The 13166-nt window shown below is 33.0% G+C and carries 14 protein-coding genes; 10 read left to right on the top strand and 4 right to left on the bottom strand.

Going from position 1 to position 13166, the window contains the following annotated elements; genetic code table 11:
• The 3 genes from JI750_RS13805 to JI750_RS13815 all read left to right on the top strand — a co-directional run bounded on the left by JI750_RS13805 (position 1) and on the right by JI750_RS13815 (position 2866).
• The gene (locus tag JI750_RS13805; protein WP_202002862.1) at positions 1-525 is read left to right on the top strand and encodes a hypothetical protein; all 525 of its coding nucleotides are present in this window, start codon (positions 1-3) and stop codon (positions 523-525) included.
• Between the two features lie 47 nt (positions 526-572).
• Positions 573-1043 carry a nuclear transport factor 2 family protein gene (locus JI750_RS13810; protein ID WP_202002865.1) on the top strand — a complete coding sequence of 157 codons (471 nt, stop codon included), beginning with the start codon at positions 573-575 and terminating at the stop codon, positions 1041-1043.
• Between the two features lie 80 nt (positions 1044-1123).
• Positions 1124-2866 (top strand): APC family permease, encoded by a 1743-nt coding sequence (locus JI750_RS13815; protein ID WP_202002869.1) that lies wholly within the window; start codon positions 1124-1126, stop codon positions 2864-2866.
• 363 nt (positions 2867-3229) lie between these two features.
• Here JI750_RS13815 and JI750_RS13820 read toward each other — a convergent pair whose 3' ends face one another.
• Positions 3230-4717: an aminotransferase class V-fold PLP-dependent enzyme gene (locus JI750_RS13820; protein ID WP_202002872.1), complete on the bottom strand. Its 1488-nt coding sequence runs from the start codon at positions 4715-4717 to the stop codon at positions 3230-3232.
• A 185-nt stretch (positions 4718-4902) separates the two neighbouring features.
• On the opposite strand from JI750_RS13820, the gene msrA reads away from it, so the two are divergent.
• The 5 genes from msrA (at position 4903) to JI750_RS22270 (ending at position 8896) form a co-directional block, all read left to right on the top strand.
• Positions 4903-5436, top strand: coding sequence for a peptide-methionine (S)-S-oxide reductase MsrA (gene msrA / locus JI750_RS13825; RefSeq protein WP_202002875.1), 534 nt, complete (start codon positions 4903-4905; stop codon positions 5434-5436).
• A 177-nt stretch (positions 5437-5613) separates the two neighbouring features.
• Positions 5614-7182, top strand: coding sequence for a protein adenylyltransferase SelO (locus tag JI750_RS13830; protein WP_202002879.1), 1569 nt, complete (start codon positions 5614-5616; stop codon positions 7180-7182).
• A gap of 184 nt (positions 7183-7366) precedes the next feature.
• Positions 7367-8275, top strand: coding sequence for an OmpA family protein (locus tag JI750_RS13835; protein WP_202002883.1), 909 nt, complete (start codon positions 7367-7369; stop codon positions 8273-8275).
• Between the two features lie 20 nt (positions 8276-8295).
• Positions 8296-8604, top strand: coding sequence for a hypothetical protein (locus JI750_RS22215; RefSeq protein ID WP_369410021.1), 309 nt, complete (start codon positions 8296-8298; stop codon positions 8602-8604).
• Positions 8605-8710: 106 nt separating this feature from the next.
• Entirely contained in the window at positions 8711-8896 is a 186-nt protein-coding gene (locus JI750_RS22270) for a hypothetical protein (protein ID WP_500789589.1), read from the top strand.
• Positions 8897-8935: 39 nt separating this feature from the next.
• Here JI750_RS22270 and JI750_RS13845 read toward each other — a convergent pair whose 3' ends face one another.
• Positions 8936-9910 (bottom strand): YpdA family putative bacillithiol disulfide reductase, encoded by a 975-nt coding sequence (locus JI750_RS13845; RefSeq protein WP_202002885.1) that lies wholly within the window; start codon positions 9908-9910, stop codon positions 8936-8938.
• Between the two features lie 2 nt (positions 9911-9912).
• Positions 9913-10386, bottom strand: coding sequence for a CYTH domain-containing protein (locus tag JI750_RS13850; RefSeq protein ID WP_202002887.1), 474 nt, complete (start codon positions 10384-10386; stop codon positions 9913-9915).
• 184 nt (positions 10387-10570) lie between these two features.
• Between JI750_RS13850 and JI750_RS13855 the strand changes: the two genes are divergently transcribed.
• Complete coding sequence (locus JI750_RS13855) at positions 10571-11485, top strand: OmpA family protein (protein ID WP_202002889.1); 915 nt, start codon at positions 10571-10573, stop codon at positions 11483-11485.
• An 18-nt stretch (positions 11486-11503) separates the two neighbouring features.
• Entirely contained in the window at positions 11504-12049 is a 546-nt protein-coding gene (locus JI750_RS13860) for a helix-hairpin-helix domain-containing protein (protein WP_202002891.1), read from the top strand.
• 52 nt (positions 12050-12101) lie between these two features.
• On the opposite strand, the gene JI750_RS13865 is transcribed toward JI750_RS13860, so the two are convergent.
• Entirely contained in the window at positions 12102-13145 is a 1044-nt protein-coding gene (locus JI750_RS13865) for an o-succinylbenzoate synthase (RefSeq protein ID WP_202002893.1), read from the bottom strand.
• Positions 13146-13166 lie beyond the last annotated feature (21 nt).

The following is a 13166-nucleotide window of genomic DNA, read 5'->3' on the forward strand; positions in this document are numbered from 1 at the left end:
ATGAATTTTAAACTACCGCTTCTACTTTTATTATTTGTTTCTACGTTTTTATCAGCACAGCAAACTATCAGTGTAAAAGGGTCTGCACCTTATCCTGCAACACAAGAATATACTTTCATCTGCGAGAAATATGCGTACTCTGGTGAAATTAATGTACAGATAGCTAAAACAGAAAAAGGAGGTATTTTAAAACTTACTGTTTCTACAGCAAGCGACAAAGCTAAAATTGCTGGAGGTGTTTACGTTGATTTGACAAATGCCGATGTTATTGCTTGCACAGACAAAAATGTAAAAGAATCTGCAGACGGTAAAACAACTGCTTACTATTATTTTACACCAGCAGAATGGCTGAAGCTTAAAAAAACTGATATTTATGCTATAAGATTTATCATTGCAGGTGGACCAGATATTTCTGGAAACCTAACTGGACATTTTACAGCATATAGTAAAGTAAAGTATTTCTCGACGGCGTTTGATAAAACTAAAAAAACATTTGATACAGCTAAAGAAATTAGTGTTTTATAGTGATTTTTTAATATAATAAATCTTATATTTAACATAAATATTTCTTTATGAACTCAAATGAAGCCTTGATTACAAAATTTTATACCGCTTTTGCGAATGCTGATGCCAAAACAATGAGCGAATGCTATCATCCGAAAGTTCATTTTATAGATCCAGCTTTTGGTTTATTAAAAGAAAAACAGGTTTCTAAAATGTGGGAAATGCTGCTTTTAAAAAGTAAAGGCAATTTAAAAATTGAATTTTCAAATGTAAAAGCAGATGATTCTACTGGTTCTGTAAATTGGATAGCTACTTACAATTTTAGCAAAACAAACAGAAAAGTCATTAATAAAATTTCAGCTGAATTTATCTTTCAAGACGGATTAATTATCAAACATACCGATAGTTTTGATGTTTGGAAATGGTCAAAACAAGCTTTTGGTCTTACCGGTTATTTATTAGGTTGGACTGGGTTTTTCCAGAAAAAAGTCCAATCTCAAGCTTTGTCGGCATTAAAACAGTTTCTGAATATCAAATAGATTCTCGATATCTGCCTTATACCCGATTATAATTATTTTGTTACCTATTATTTTACTAAAAGTGTTAATTCTAAATACTGATGAAAGAAATCGTACACAAAAAATTAAATCAATTACAGGCAACTGCAATTTGCGGAAACGATATTAGTTCTTCTTGTCTTTATGTTTCAGCTTTAACCATTTTGTACGCAGGACAATACGCTTGGATTTCACTTCTGATCGTTGCTGTTGTCTTATTTCTTTTCAGAAAAATTTATGCAGAAGTTGTTGGAGCAATTCCTTTAAATGGTGGCGCTTACAATGTTTTATTAAATACTTCAACAAAACGTTTGGCTTCTGTTGCCGCAACACTAACCGTTTTGTCATATATGGCAACCGCCGTAATTTCGGCTTCAGAAGGAATGCATTATCTACACGGAATTTTTGAAGGACTTAATGTTACCATAGCAACTGTAGTAGTTCTGATTCTGTTTACAGGATTGGCCATTTTAGGAATTGGGGAATCTGCATTTGTCGCCGTTATCATATTCATGACACATATTGGAACCCTAACTTTGCTGGTTTTAGCATCAGCTTGGTTTGTATTGTCACATGGTTTAGATACTTTTCATATCAATTGGCAAACACCAATTACTTCGGGAAGCATAAAAACAGCTCTTTTTCTTGGATTTTCTGCAGCCATGTTAGGGATTTCAGGTTTTGAAAGTTCAGCCAACTTTGTAGAAGAACAGGAACATGGTGTTTTTCCTAAAACACTTCGCAACATGTGGGGAATCGTTAGTTTCTTTAATCCCGTAATTGCCATTTTATTAATTAGCGTAATTCCGTTAACAGAAGTTGGAGAGAATAAAGAATCACTTCTTGCGCATTTAGGAGATACCACAGGTGGAGCTTGGCTTGCTTGGCTTATTTCTATAGATGCAGTTATGGTGCTTTGTGGAGCCGTTCTAACTTCTTTTGTTGGTGTTTCCGGACTTCTAAACCGAATGACATTAGATAGAATTTTGCCAAATTATTTCCTAAAACAGAATAAAAGAGGATCTCATTACCGAATCGTCATAAGTTTCTTGATTCTATGTTTATCAGTCCTTTTTGCTACAAACGGGCATTTAGAATCTTTGGCTGGAGTTTATACTTTTTCTTTCTTGGCTGTTATGGCACTTTTCGGAATCGGAAATTTACTTTTAAAATACAAACGAAGAAAACTTCCTAGGCCAGAACGTGCCAGAGGTATTGCTGTAGTTACTGCCGTATTCTTCGTTATTGCAGCATTTTTAGGAAACATGTCCTTAAATATCAATTCGTTTTATACATTTTTGCAATACATGATTCCTGCATTAATCTTTATCGGAATTATGCTTAATCGTGTTACTTTGATACGCTTATTAATTGAAGCTCTAGAATATTTTTATCAGCCATTACGTAAAATGGTTATTCTCAGTAATCGTTACCTAGAAAGTTTAAGTTCAAAAATCAATTCTCAAGAGTTCGTTTTCTTTACAAAAGGAGACGACATTACAATCTTGAATAAAGTTTTACAATATGTAGAAGACAACGAAACTACTAAGAAACTTAAAATTGTTCATGTAAAAAAAGACACTGTCGATAACGAAGCTCTAAAAAAAGATTTAGAGGTTTTGGATCGTGCTTATGACAGTCTCGACATTGAATTTATAGAAATTGAAGGCGTATTTGGTCCAGAAATTATTGACGAACTTTCCGAAAAATGGAAAATCCCAAAGAACTTCATGTTTATCGGTTCTCCTGGAAATAAATTCTCATATCGCGTAGCCGATCTTGGAGGTGTTCGATTAATTATGTAGTTTTTTAGAAGCAGAAGAATTCGTGTTCTCAAGTCGCACAGTCCCGCTATTCGTTGCAATCTTTTGTGGTGAACCCCACCACAAAAGGATTTCCACTTCTATCGGGGCTAAATTAGAAGTTTAGTTTTCATAAGAAATAACAAAATTAACAGTTCTGAAACTTTAGCAAAAAAAGTCAATTTTTCTACTTTGCGACCTCAATAAGCGCAAAAAATATCAAATAAAATTCATAAAAATATTTGAGATCTTTTTGTAAAAAAATAACCGCAGTTTAAAAAGATTAATAAGGATTTCTAAAAAACCTGTGTTAATCTTTTTAATCTGTGGCTAAATAAATTTCAGAAGACCTCTTAGTATTAGAACTTAAGATTTAAACCAGCTCTCCACTAATTCATCTTCAAACGAAGTCGCATCTTTATGAATAAACTCATTACGATTTTTATCATAAGAATAGTCTAAAGCCCAAGTTTTATGATTGGCAGCTAATTCTTTTATGCTTTTGCAAACAAACGCAATCTCTTCATCAGTTGTCGTCGGGTGAATTGACATTCTAATCCATCCCGGTTTTTTAATTAAATCGCCAATTGTAATTTCGTTAACCAATTTATTTGAAGTTTCCTGATCAACATGCAATAAATAGTGTCCATAAGTTCCAGCACAGCTGCATCCTCCTCTAGTTTGGATTCCAAAACGGTCATTTAAGATTTTAACTCCTAAATTAAAATGAAGATCATCAATGAAAAACGAAATTACGCCAAGGCGCTCTTTGTGCTGTCCAGCTAAAATTTTGATATTCGAAATTGGTTCCAATTCAGAGAAAATATAATCAACAATTTCGTGCTCACGTTCCATAATGTTTTCAATTCCCATTTCCTCTTTTAGCTCGATTGCCAACGCAGTTTTGATAACTTGAAGAAAACCTGGTGTTCCACCATCTTCACGGTCTTCAATATTATCAATATATTTATGTTCTCCCCATGGATTTGTCCAGCTTACTGTTCCTCCGCCTGGGCAATCAGGAATCATGTTGTTGTATAGCTTTTTATTGAAAATCAAAACTCCAGAAGTTCCTGGCCCTCCTAAGAATTTATGTGGAGACATAAAAACAGCATCCAAATAAGCTTCTGGATCAGCAGGATGCATATCAATTTCTACATAAGGTCCAGAACAGGCAAAATCAACAAAACAAACACCATTATATTGGTGCATTAATTTTGCCGCTTCGTGAAAAGGAGTTCTTAACCCAGTAACATTCGAACATGCTGTAATAGAAGCAATTTTTATCGTTCTATCTTTATATTTTTCCAATAATGCTTCAAGGTTTTCTAAATTAAAAAGCCCTTTTTCGCAAGAAGGAATAATTTCAACATCTGCAATAGTCTCTAACCAAGAAGTTTGATTAGAATGGTGTTCCATGTGAGAAATAAAAACAATAGGTTTTTTCTCTGCAGGAACATTTGTAAAACTCTTTAAATTCTCAGGAACCTTCAAACCTAAAATACGCTGGAATTTATTAATAACTCCCGTCATTCCAGTTCCATCTGTAATTAAAACATCATCGTTGTTTGCATTGGCATGACGCTTAATAATATGTCTTGCATGATGATATGCTTTTGTCATAGCAGTACCAGATACAGTAGTTTCAGTATGTGTATTGGCTACAAAAGGACCAAATGCATTCAGCAGTTTTTCTTCAATAGGGCGATATAGTCTTCCGCTGGCAGTCCAATCTGTGTAAATTATTGATTTTCTGCCATAAGGCGAAGTAAATTCTTGATTTATACCGACAATATTCTGTCTAAATTCCTGGAAATAAGTTTCCAGTGTCATGGTACTATTTTTGCTATTCATTAGTTGTGCCTTGTGTTTGATTGCAAATATATATAGTTTTTTTATAAAATTGCGAATTTATCAATAGTAAACTTCAAACACTATATTACCGTTTGGTATTTTTAGTTAAAACAACTTTTTTTTAATAAATTATCATAATATCCTATCGAATTAATAGGCATTAAACTTTAAAGAAAGTATTATTTATGGGAAATTTATCTGTAGCTACCTTTGGTGGTGGATGTTTTTGGTGTATAGAAGCTGTAATTCAGCGTTTAAAAGGTGTAGAATCAATAAAATCGGGTTATTCAGACGGATTTATAAAGAATCCTGCTTATCGTGAAGTATGTACAGGAAGAACAGGACATGCCGAAGTGATTCAAGTGACTTTCAATCCTGACATAATTTCATATCATGACTTAATTTTCATTTTCATGACAAGTCATGACCCGACAACTTTAAATCGTCAAGGCGGTGATAGCGGAACTCAATATCGTTCGATAATTTTATATCACGATGACTCGCAAAAAGAAATTGCAGAAAAAGTCTTCGAAGAAGTACAGTCTGCTTATGCAGATCCAATTGTAACGCAATTAAAACCTTTTGAAGTTTTTTACGAAGCCGAAGATTATCATCAAAACTATTATAATGAAAATCAAGAAGCTGGATATTGCCAAGTGGTAATTGATTCTAAAATTCAAAAACTTAAAAAAATGTACGCTGATAAGTTAATCAGCTAAATTTAGTTTTAGCCAAAGATTGAACTTTTTTGTTTGCCACGAATTACACAAATTTCCACTAATTTTTAGATTTAGTTGAAAAAACATTCGTGGAAATTTGTGTAATTCGTGGCAAATAAAAAGTATAGAAAATCCATTTAATCTCTAAATCTGTGGCAAAAATAAGAAAGACAAAAAATGAAAAATTTTAGAATAAATAATCGATTTACTGCCGAATTACCAGCAGATCCAGACTTGACAAATGAAGTTCGTCAAGTTAAAAACACGCTGTTTTCATATGTAAATCCAACAAAACCATCTAATCCAAAATTGATTCATGTCTCTGAAGAAGTGGCAGAATTAGTTGGCATTTCTAAAGATGAAATTAAATCAGAAGAATTTTTAAATGTTTTTTCTGGTAAAGAGATTCTTCCAGAAACACAGCCGTATGCTATGTGCTATGCGGGACATCAGTTTGGAAATTGGGCTGGACAATTGGGAGATGGACGTGCAATCAATTTAACCGAAGTTGAAAACAACAATAAGTTTTATACGCTTCAATTAAAAGGTGCAGGAAAAACTCCGTATTCAAGAACCGCAGATGGTTTGGCTGTTTTGCGTTCTTCAATTAGAGAGTATTTATGTGCCGAAGCTATGCATTATTTAGGAGTTCCCACCACCCGATCGCTTTCGTTAGCTCTTTCTGGAGACCAAGTTTTAAGAGATGTTTTGTATAACGGAAATCCAGCTTATGAAAAAGGCGCAATAGTTTGCCGTGTAGCTCCTTCCTTTATTCGTTTCGGAAGCTACGAAATGCTTACAGCCAGAAATGAATTGAAAAACTTAAAACAATTTGTAGAATTTACTATTAAGCACTATTTTCCAGAAATTACTGGTGACCCAAAAGAGCAATATTTAAAGTTCTTCCAAAAAGTTGCTGATGCAACTCGTGAAATGATCTTACACTGGCAACGCGTCGGATTTGTTCATGGTGTAATGAACACCGATAATATGTCTATTCATGGAATCACGATAGATTATGGTCCGTACGGCTGGTTGGAAAATTATGATCCTGACTGGACACCAAACACAACAGACAGCCAAAACAGAAGATATCGTTTCGGAAACCAACCTCAGGTTGCACAATGGAATTTATTTCAACTGGCAAATGCACTTTACCCATTAATTAATGAAGCCGCGCCATTAGAAAAAATCTTGGATACATTTATAACTGATTTTGAAAATGACTACAAAACAATGTTTTTAAGTAAATTAGGCATATTTACTTCAAGTGAAGCTGATGATAAAATCATTAAAGGTTTAGAAGAAATTTTACAGTTATCAGAAACTGATATGACTATCTTTTTTAGAAATCTTAGTAAGATTAAAAAAGATCATTCTGTAGAACAAGCATTCGAAAAAATAGAGTTCGCGTTTTATATTCCTGAAGAAATAAGAGGAAATATTCTAGATGCTTGGCAAAAATGGCTTACCGTTTATTTGAAAAGATTAAATGCAGAAGAGCTTTCGGATAATGAACGTTCAGAAAAAATGAATCAAATTAATCCGAAATATGTACTTCGAAATTATATGGCACAATTGGCCATTGATGCAGCTGATAAAGACAATTATTCTCTAGTTACTGAATTATTTGAACTTTTGAAAAGACCATATGACGAACAGCCTGAATCTGAAAAATGGTTTGCAAAACGTCCAGATTGGGCGAGAACTAAGGTTGGCTGCTCCATGTTATCTTGTAGTTCATAAAATCGATGGAAATTATTTAAAAGAGGATTCTAATTAATTTAGAATCCTCTTTTATCTTTTAATATAATCCCTAGCAAACAAAACATATTATTTTTAAAATTTTAACAAGAAAAAAGCTTATTTTTGTGCAGATTATTTTTTTTTACTTTTAATACATTTGTAAGAATTATAACATTAAAAAATTATGTCTAAAAAATTATTGTATTTATTGGGCATCGTAGCAACTATTATAATTGGAACAATCTTGTATAAAATATATTGTTGCAATTGCTGCGTAGCCATTCACGAACAAACAGCGGACATTGAAAATGTAACTGCTGAAAAATCAGAAATTAATCCATTTGTTCTTAATGGTCCTGGAATTAATTTTCACTGCAATGACAATTTCAATTTCCAGAAAAACAATGCAACTTTACTAGCGCCCGTTAGCGACTCTGTTGTATTGGCTGTAGAAAACTTAAAGCAATTTTTACTACAAAATCCTAAACAAAAAATCACAATTACTGGCTTTGCTACTAGCGATGAAAAAAACACAACAGCTTTTGAAAATCTTGGATTAGCAAGAGCAAACGATGTCAAAGCATTCTTAGTTTCAAAAGGTTTGCGTAGTTCTCAAATTGAATTAAAGAGCGAAACACTCGATTCTTGGAAAACTAATGGGGAAATTCTCTTGGGGCCTGTAAAGTTTGATTTTAATGAATCCGAATCAGTTAACGAAAATACAGAAGACTGGAACACAATTAAAAATCAGATTAATGCAAGTCCGCTTGTTTTGTACTTTAATACGAATCAATCAAACTATAATTTAAGTAAAGAAGAACATCAAAAAGTAATTGATATTAGTAAGTATTTAAATCATGTTGCAGATGCAAAAGTTAAGATTGTAGGACATTCTGACAATACTGGTAGTCGTGAATTAAATGTAAGACTTGCGAAGAAAAGAGCAGATTTTACTAAAAAATATTTAGTTCAAAACGGAATTAATGCCTCCCAAATAGAAGTTTCAGCAAAAGGTCCAGACGAACCTATTTCAGACAACGATTCGGCTGAGGGAAGAGCTAAAAATAGGAGAACTGTTGTAACAATAAAATAATAATTAAAATAAATAAAATTATGAATATACCTTGTATTTTGATACCTGCATTAGTAGGCTTAATTTGTGGAATCTTAGGTTACTTAATTGGAAGACTGACTTCAAAAGGAACAGAAGCTACAGATTCTAAATTTTTAACGTTAAAATCTGATTTAGATAACTGCAGATCAAATTCTCAAAAATTAAATGATAAAGTAAAAGCACTAGAAGAGGATTTAGAGATTTGCAGAGAGAATAATTTAAATCTTAAAACGAAAATTTCTGAAGAAAAAGCTAGAGAAAATAGAGTTCAATCTTTTACTGAAAACATATCTTTCTGTTATCTTTGATGGGGATTTATTTTACAGTGTTTTTGGGAAAAAGATAAAAGAAAATGACTTAAAAGTAGTTGAAGGGATTGGTCCTAAAATTGAAGAATTATTTAATAATGCAGGTATTACTACTTGGTTTGCATTATCTCAAGCTTCAGTTGAAAAATGTCAGCATATCCTAGATAATGCAAAAGATAATTTTTCTATTCATAATCCTAAAACTTGGCCTGAGCAGGCAGAACTAGCCTATAAAGGAAAATGGCAGGATCTTAAAGATTGGCAAGATATTCTAGACGGTGGAAAAGAATAAACCAATATATTTAAAAGCTGGCTTTTGGCCAGCTTTTTTTTACCCATTAATTGAGAATATATGATTTATAATTAAATCAGCATGAATCCTAGAGTTTTCTATAAACCATTTATGCGTCTGCATCCCTCCGCAAACAACACCTGCAAGAAATAACCCCTTAACGTTAGTTTCCATCGTATCAGGATTATAAACTGGTATTTTTAATTCATCATTAGAAAGTTCAATCCCAATTTTTTCTAGAAAATTCAAATCAGGTTTGTAGCCAGTCAGTGCCAAAACAAAATCATTTTCAATTGCAACTTTTCCGTTTGGTGTCTGAATTTCTACTTCATCTTCACGAATTTCGGTAATATTAGATGCAAAATAAGCTTTAATGCTTCCTTCGGCAATTCGATTCTCAATATCTGGTTTTACCCAATATTTCACACGGTTGTTAATTTCGTTTTTACGAATTACCATTGTTACCTCTGCTCCTTTTCTCCAGCATTCCAGCGCGGCATCTACAGAAGAATTATTAGCACCTACAACTAATACTTTCCTAAAAGCATATTCGTGCGCTTCTTTGTAATAATGGCGAACTTTTGGAAGATTTTCGCCCAAGACATTCATTTCAATCGGAATGTCATAAAAGCCAGTTGCGACTATAACATTCTTTGATTCGTAATTATTTTTATCCGTTGCAATTTTAAAAATACCTTGATTCTTCTGCACATCAGTTACTTTTTCAAATAAATTAATATTGAATTTAAAGTAGCGATGGATATTTCGATAATATTCTAAAGCCTCTTGACGTCCTGGTTTTGGTGCCAGACAGTTAAACGGAATTTCGCCTATTTCTAATCTTTCTGCAGTAGAGAAAAAGGTCATATATAGCGGATAGTTGAAAATGCTATTCACTATTGCCCCTTTTTCAATTATAACATACTTTAATTTTTTCTTTTCAGCTTCTATTGCACAAGCAAGACCAATTGGTCCGCCGCCTACAATAATAAGGTCATATATTGATTCTGTCATTTTTATCTCTGCCAGTCTTTAAAAGGGTTTTTACTCAAATAAGCGTTATAATATCTCTCGTCGTTAGTTACTTCTTCACCTAGCCAATCTGGTTTTTCAAAAACTTCATCTTCAGAATTTAATTCAATTTCGGCCATTACTAAACCTTCATTTTCGCCATAAAACTCATCGACTTCAAATACATGATCTCCAGATTTTATTTCGTAGCGTGTCTTTTCAATTTTACCCTTTTCGCATAATTTTAACAGTTCTTGGGCTTCACCAAGCGGAATTTCATTTTCCCATTCAAAACGAGACATGCCGCCACTTTGGCTTATTCCTTTTATGGTTATAAAGCCTTTGTGCCCTTTAATCCTTACCCTAACTGTACGCTCTGGCGCAGAACTCATATAGCCCTGAGCAATTTTATTCTGAGTAAAAGCTTGCTTCTTGAAGTCGTCAGATTTCACAAGAAACTTTCTTTCTATTTCAATCATCTTAAATGCAGATTATTTTTTTATGCAAGTTACTCATTTTAATCAAGCCTTGAAACGCATAAAAAATGAAAAATAAGTTAATTTATTCTATTTTACTTCAAAGCAATAACATCAAAATAATTGATTATTAACACGTTATAACTATTATTTTAATTAAATTTGATAGAATCTTAATACGAAATATATGTCTAAAAAAGCACTTTATTTGTTAGGCATTGCAATAACTATCATTTTGGGTACTTTTTTATATCTGAAATTTTGTTGCAATTGCTGTGAGAAAACAACAACGGATAATACTCCCAAAGCAGACTCTATTGCTGTACAAGAGCCAAATTTTGTTCCGTTTGTATTAAATGGCCCTGGAATTGATTATCAAACCCATAATAATCTCAAATTCCTTAAAAACAGTGCAAAGCTAATTATGCCTATCGAAGACTCTGTAACTAATGGCATTGACAGTTTAAAAATTTTCTTAGTGGCAAATCCGAAGCAGAAAATAACAATAACTGGTTATGCCTTATCTGACGAAACAAATACTACAACTTTTGAAAATCTAGGTCTGGCAAGGGCAAATGATATCAAGAACTTTTTTGTTTCAAAAGGGATACTTGAAAATCAGCTTAACACAAAAGGTGTAATTATTGACAAATGGAAAATGAGTGCCGACACGCTACTTGGTCCCGCCGATTATACGTTTGAAGCTATTGATTCTACTTCTCTATCAAATACAAATGAATGGAGCGTCTTGAAATCTAAGATAAATGCTGATCCTTTAATTCTTCATTTTAATACAAATAAATCACGTCAGACTTTAAGTGAAGCAGAGAAACAGAAAGTAAGTGACATTGTCAAGTATGTCGAAAATGTAAAAGATGCTGTCATTGTTGTAGTTGGCCATTCTGATAATGTTGGAAATCGTGACTCTAATATTGTCTTGGCACAAAAAAGATCTGAATTTTCTAAAGATTATCTTTCTAAAAATGGGATTGATTCTTCAAGGATTGAAACACAATCTAAAGGCCCTGATGAACCAATTGGAGATAACAATACGACAGAAGGAAAAGCTGAAAATAGAAGAACAGTTATTACTATTAAATAATAATCAAAATATACGATCATGAATATACCTTGTATCTTAATACCTGTGCTAGTGGGATTAATCTGTGGAATTTTAGGTTACTTGCTAGGAAAAATGAATTCAAAAAATGATAATTCTCTTTCAGCATCGCTTCAAGCCGATTTGGATGCATGTAAAGCCAATACTAAAAATCTAAATGCAAGAATCTCTACTTTAGAAGCTGATCTGACTGCAAAAACTAAAGCTTCTGTACAATCTTTTGCTGCTACAACTCCAGCTGTAATACCTTTCGATTCTGATTTGGCCGCAAATGTGTTAGGAAAGAAAATTAAAGAAAATGACTTAAAAATTGTAGAAGGAATTGGTCCAAAAATAGAGGCTTTATTTAATGCCGCAGGAATCAATACCTGGTATGAACTCTCACAAACTTCTACAGAAAAATTACAGTCTATTTTGGATGCCGGAGGAGAAAACTATGCTATGCATAATCCGAGTACTTGGGCTAGACAGGCACTCTTAGCTTATCAAGGAAAATGGCAAGATTTAAAAGAGTGGCAAGATAGTCTTTTGGGCGGAAAAGAGTAAAAAAATAGGTTCAAAGGTTCATAGTTGCAAAGGTTTAGAGATTTTACCTTTGTCACTCTGTACCTTTGAACCTTTCCCAATCCTTAGAAGAATTATACCAAAGCTGTCCATTTTTAACTTCAAGTGGGCAATCTATATTATTAGTATATAATGCGCCAGTTCCTAAACCTTGTGGCATATCTGAGTTTAATGTATATGTCCATTGCGCGATGGCGTTAAGCCCAATATTGCTTTCCAATGCCGAAGTAATCCACCAGCCAATATTATATTTTTTAGCTAAAGTGATCCATTCTTGCGTACCACGAAAACCACCAATAAAACTTGGCTTTAAAATAATATATTGAGGCTTAATATCCTGAAGCAATTTTTCTTTTTCTACAAACGAAAATACACCAATAAGCTCTTCGTCTAAAGCAATTGGAAATGGCGTTTGCTTACACAATTCGGCCATTTCAGCAACCTGTCCTTTTCTAATAGGCTGTTCAATACTATGAAGCTGAAATTGTTTTAATTGATTCAATTTATCTAAAGCTTCTATTGAAGAAAATGCTCCGTTCGCATCTACCCTAATTTCTATTTTTTCTGCGGAAAAATGGCTTCTAATAAATTGCAGTAATTCCAATTCTTTAGCAAAATCAATAGCTCCAATTTTAAGTTTTATACAGCTAAAACCATCTGCTAGTTTTTCTTCTATCTGCTGTTTCATAAAAGCAGATTCGCCCATCCAAACTAATCCGTTTATGGAAATTGAGCTTGTATTATTGGTGAAATTCGATGGAAATAAAAGATATGGATTTTCACTTTTCAGCGATAAGAATGCCATTTCTATTCCAAATTGTATGGAAGGAAATTCTAATAAAGCATTCCAAAGAGCTGTTTCACCCAAATAAATATTATCACATGCCCATTTTAACTTTTCTTCGTAATCTAAACGGTCGTCTGCACTTAGGCCACGCAATATACCGCACTCTCCTATTCCTTTTATGCCATTTTCTTCTAGAATTATAAACCAAGTTTCTTTCTCGGTCATAATTCCTCTTGAAGTTCCAGATGGACGTTTAAATTCTAGCAAATATTTATGATATGACGCTTTCATTTTTTTTAAGATGCTAAGTGC

This window comes from Flavobacterium tagetis, from assembly GCF_016735615.1.
Taxonomy (GTDB): domain Bacteria; phylum Bacteroidota; class Bacteroidia; order Flavobacteriales; family Flavobacteriaceae; genus Flavobacterium; species Flavobacterium tagetis.

What these genes read in the sequence shown, in the direction of transcription:
- JI750_RS13805 (WP_202002862.1), top strand. Translation starts at nt 1, where the DNA reads ATGAATTTTAAACTACCGCTTCTACTTTTATTATTTGTTTCTACGTTT.
- JI750_RS13845 (WP_202002885.1), bottom strand. Translation starts at nt 9,910, where the DNA reads ATGACAGAATCAATATATGACCTTATTATTGTAGGCGGCGGACCAATT.
- JI750_RS13865 (WP_202002893.1), bottom strand. Translation starts at nt 13,145, where the DNA reads ATGAAAGCGTCATATCATAAATATTTGCTAGAATTTAAACGTCCATCT.
- msrA (WP_202002875.1), top strand. Translation starts at nt 4,903, where the DNA reads ATGGGAAATTTATCTGTAGCTACCTTTGGTGGTGGATGTTTTTGGTGT.
- JI750_RS13835 (WP_202002883.1), top strand. Translation starts at nt 7,367, where the DNA reads ATGTCTAAAAAATTATTGTATTTATTGGGCATCGTAGCAACTATTATA.
- JI750_RS13860 (WP_202002891.1), top strand. Translation starts at nt 11,504, where the DNA reads ATGAATATACCTTGTATCTTAATACCTGTGCTAGTGGGATTAATCTGT.
- JI750_RS13815 (WP_202002869.1), top strand. Translation starts at nt 1,124, where the DNA reads ATGAAAGAAATCGTACACAAAAAATTAAATCAATTACAGGCAACTGCA.
- JI750_RS13820 (WP_202002872.1), bottom strand. Translation starts at nt 4,717, where the DNA reads ATGAATAGCAAAAATAGTACCATGACACTGGAAACTTATTTCCAGGAA.
- JI750_RS22215 (WP_369410021.1), top strand. Translation starts at nt 8,296, where the DNA reads ATGAATATACCTTGTATTTTGATACCTGCATTAGTAGGCTTAATTTGT.
- JI750_RS13810 (WP_202002865.1), top strand. Translation starts at nt 573, where the DNA reads ATGAACTCAAATGAAGCCTTGATTACAAAATTTTATACCGCTTTTGCG.
- JI750_RS13855 (WP_202002889.1), top strand. Translation starts at nt 10,571, where the DNA reads ATGTCTAAAAAAGCACTTTATTTGTTAGGCATTGCAATAACTATCATT.
- JI750_RS13830 (WP_202002879.1), top strand. Translation starts at nt 5,614, where the DNA reads ATGAAAAATTTTAGAATAAATAATCGATTTACTGCCGAATTACCAGCA.
- JI750_RS13850 (WP_202002887.1), bottom strand. Translation starts at nt 10,386, where the DNA reads ATGATTGAAATAGAAAGAAAGTTTCTTGTGAAATCTGACGACTTCAAG.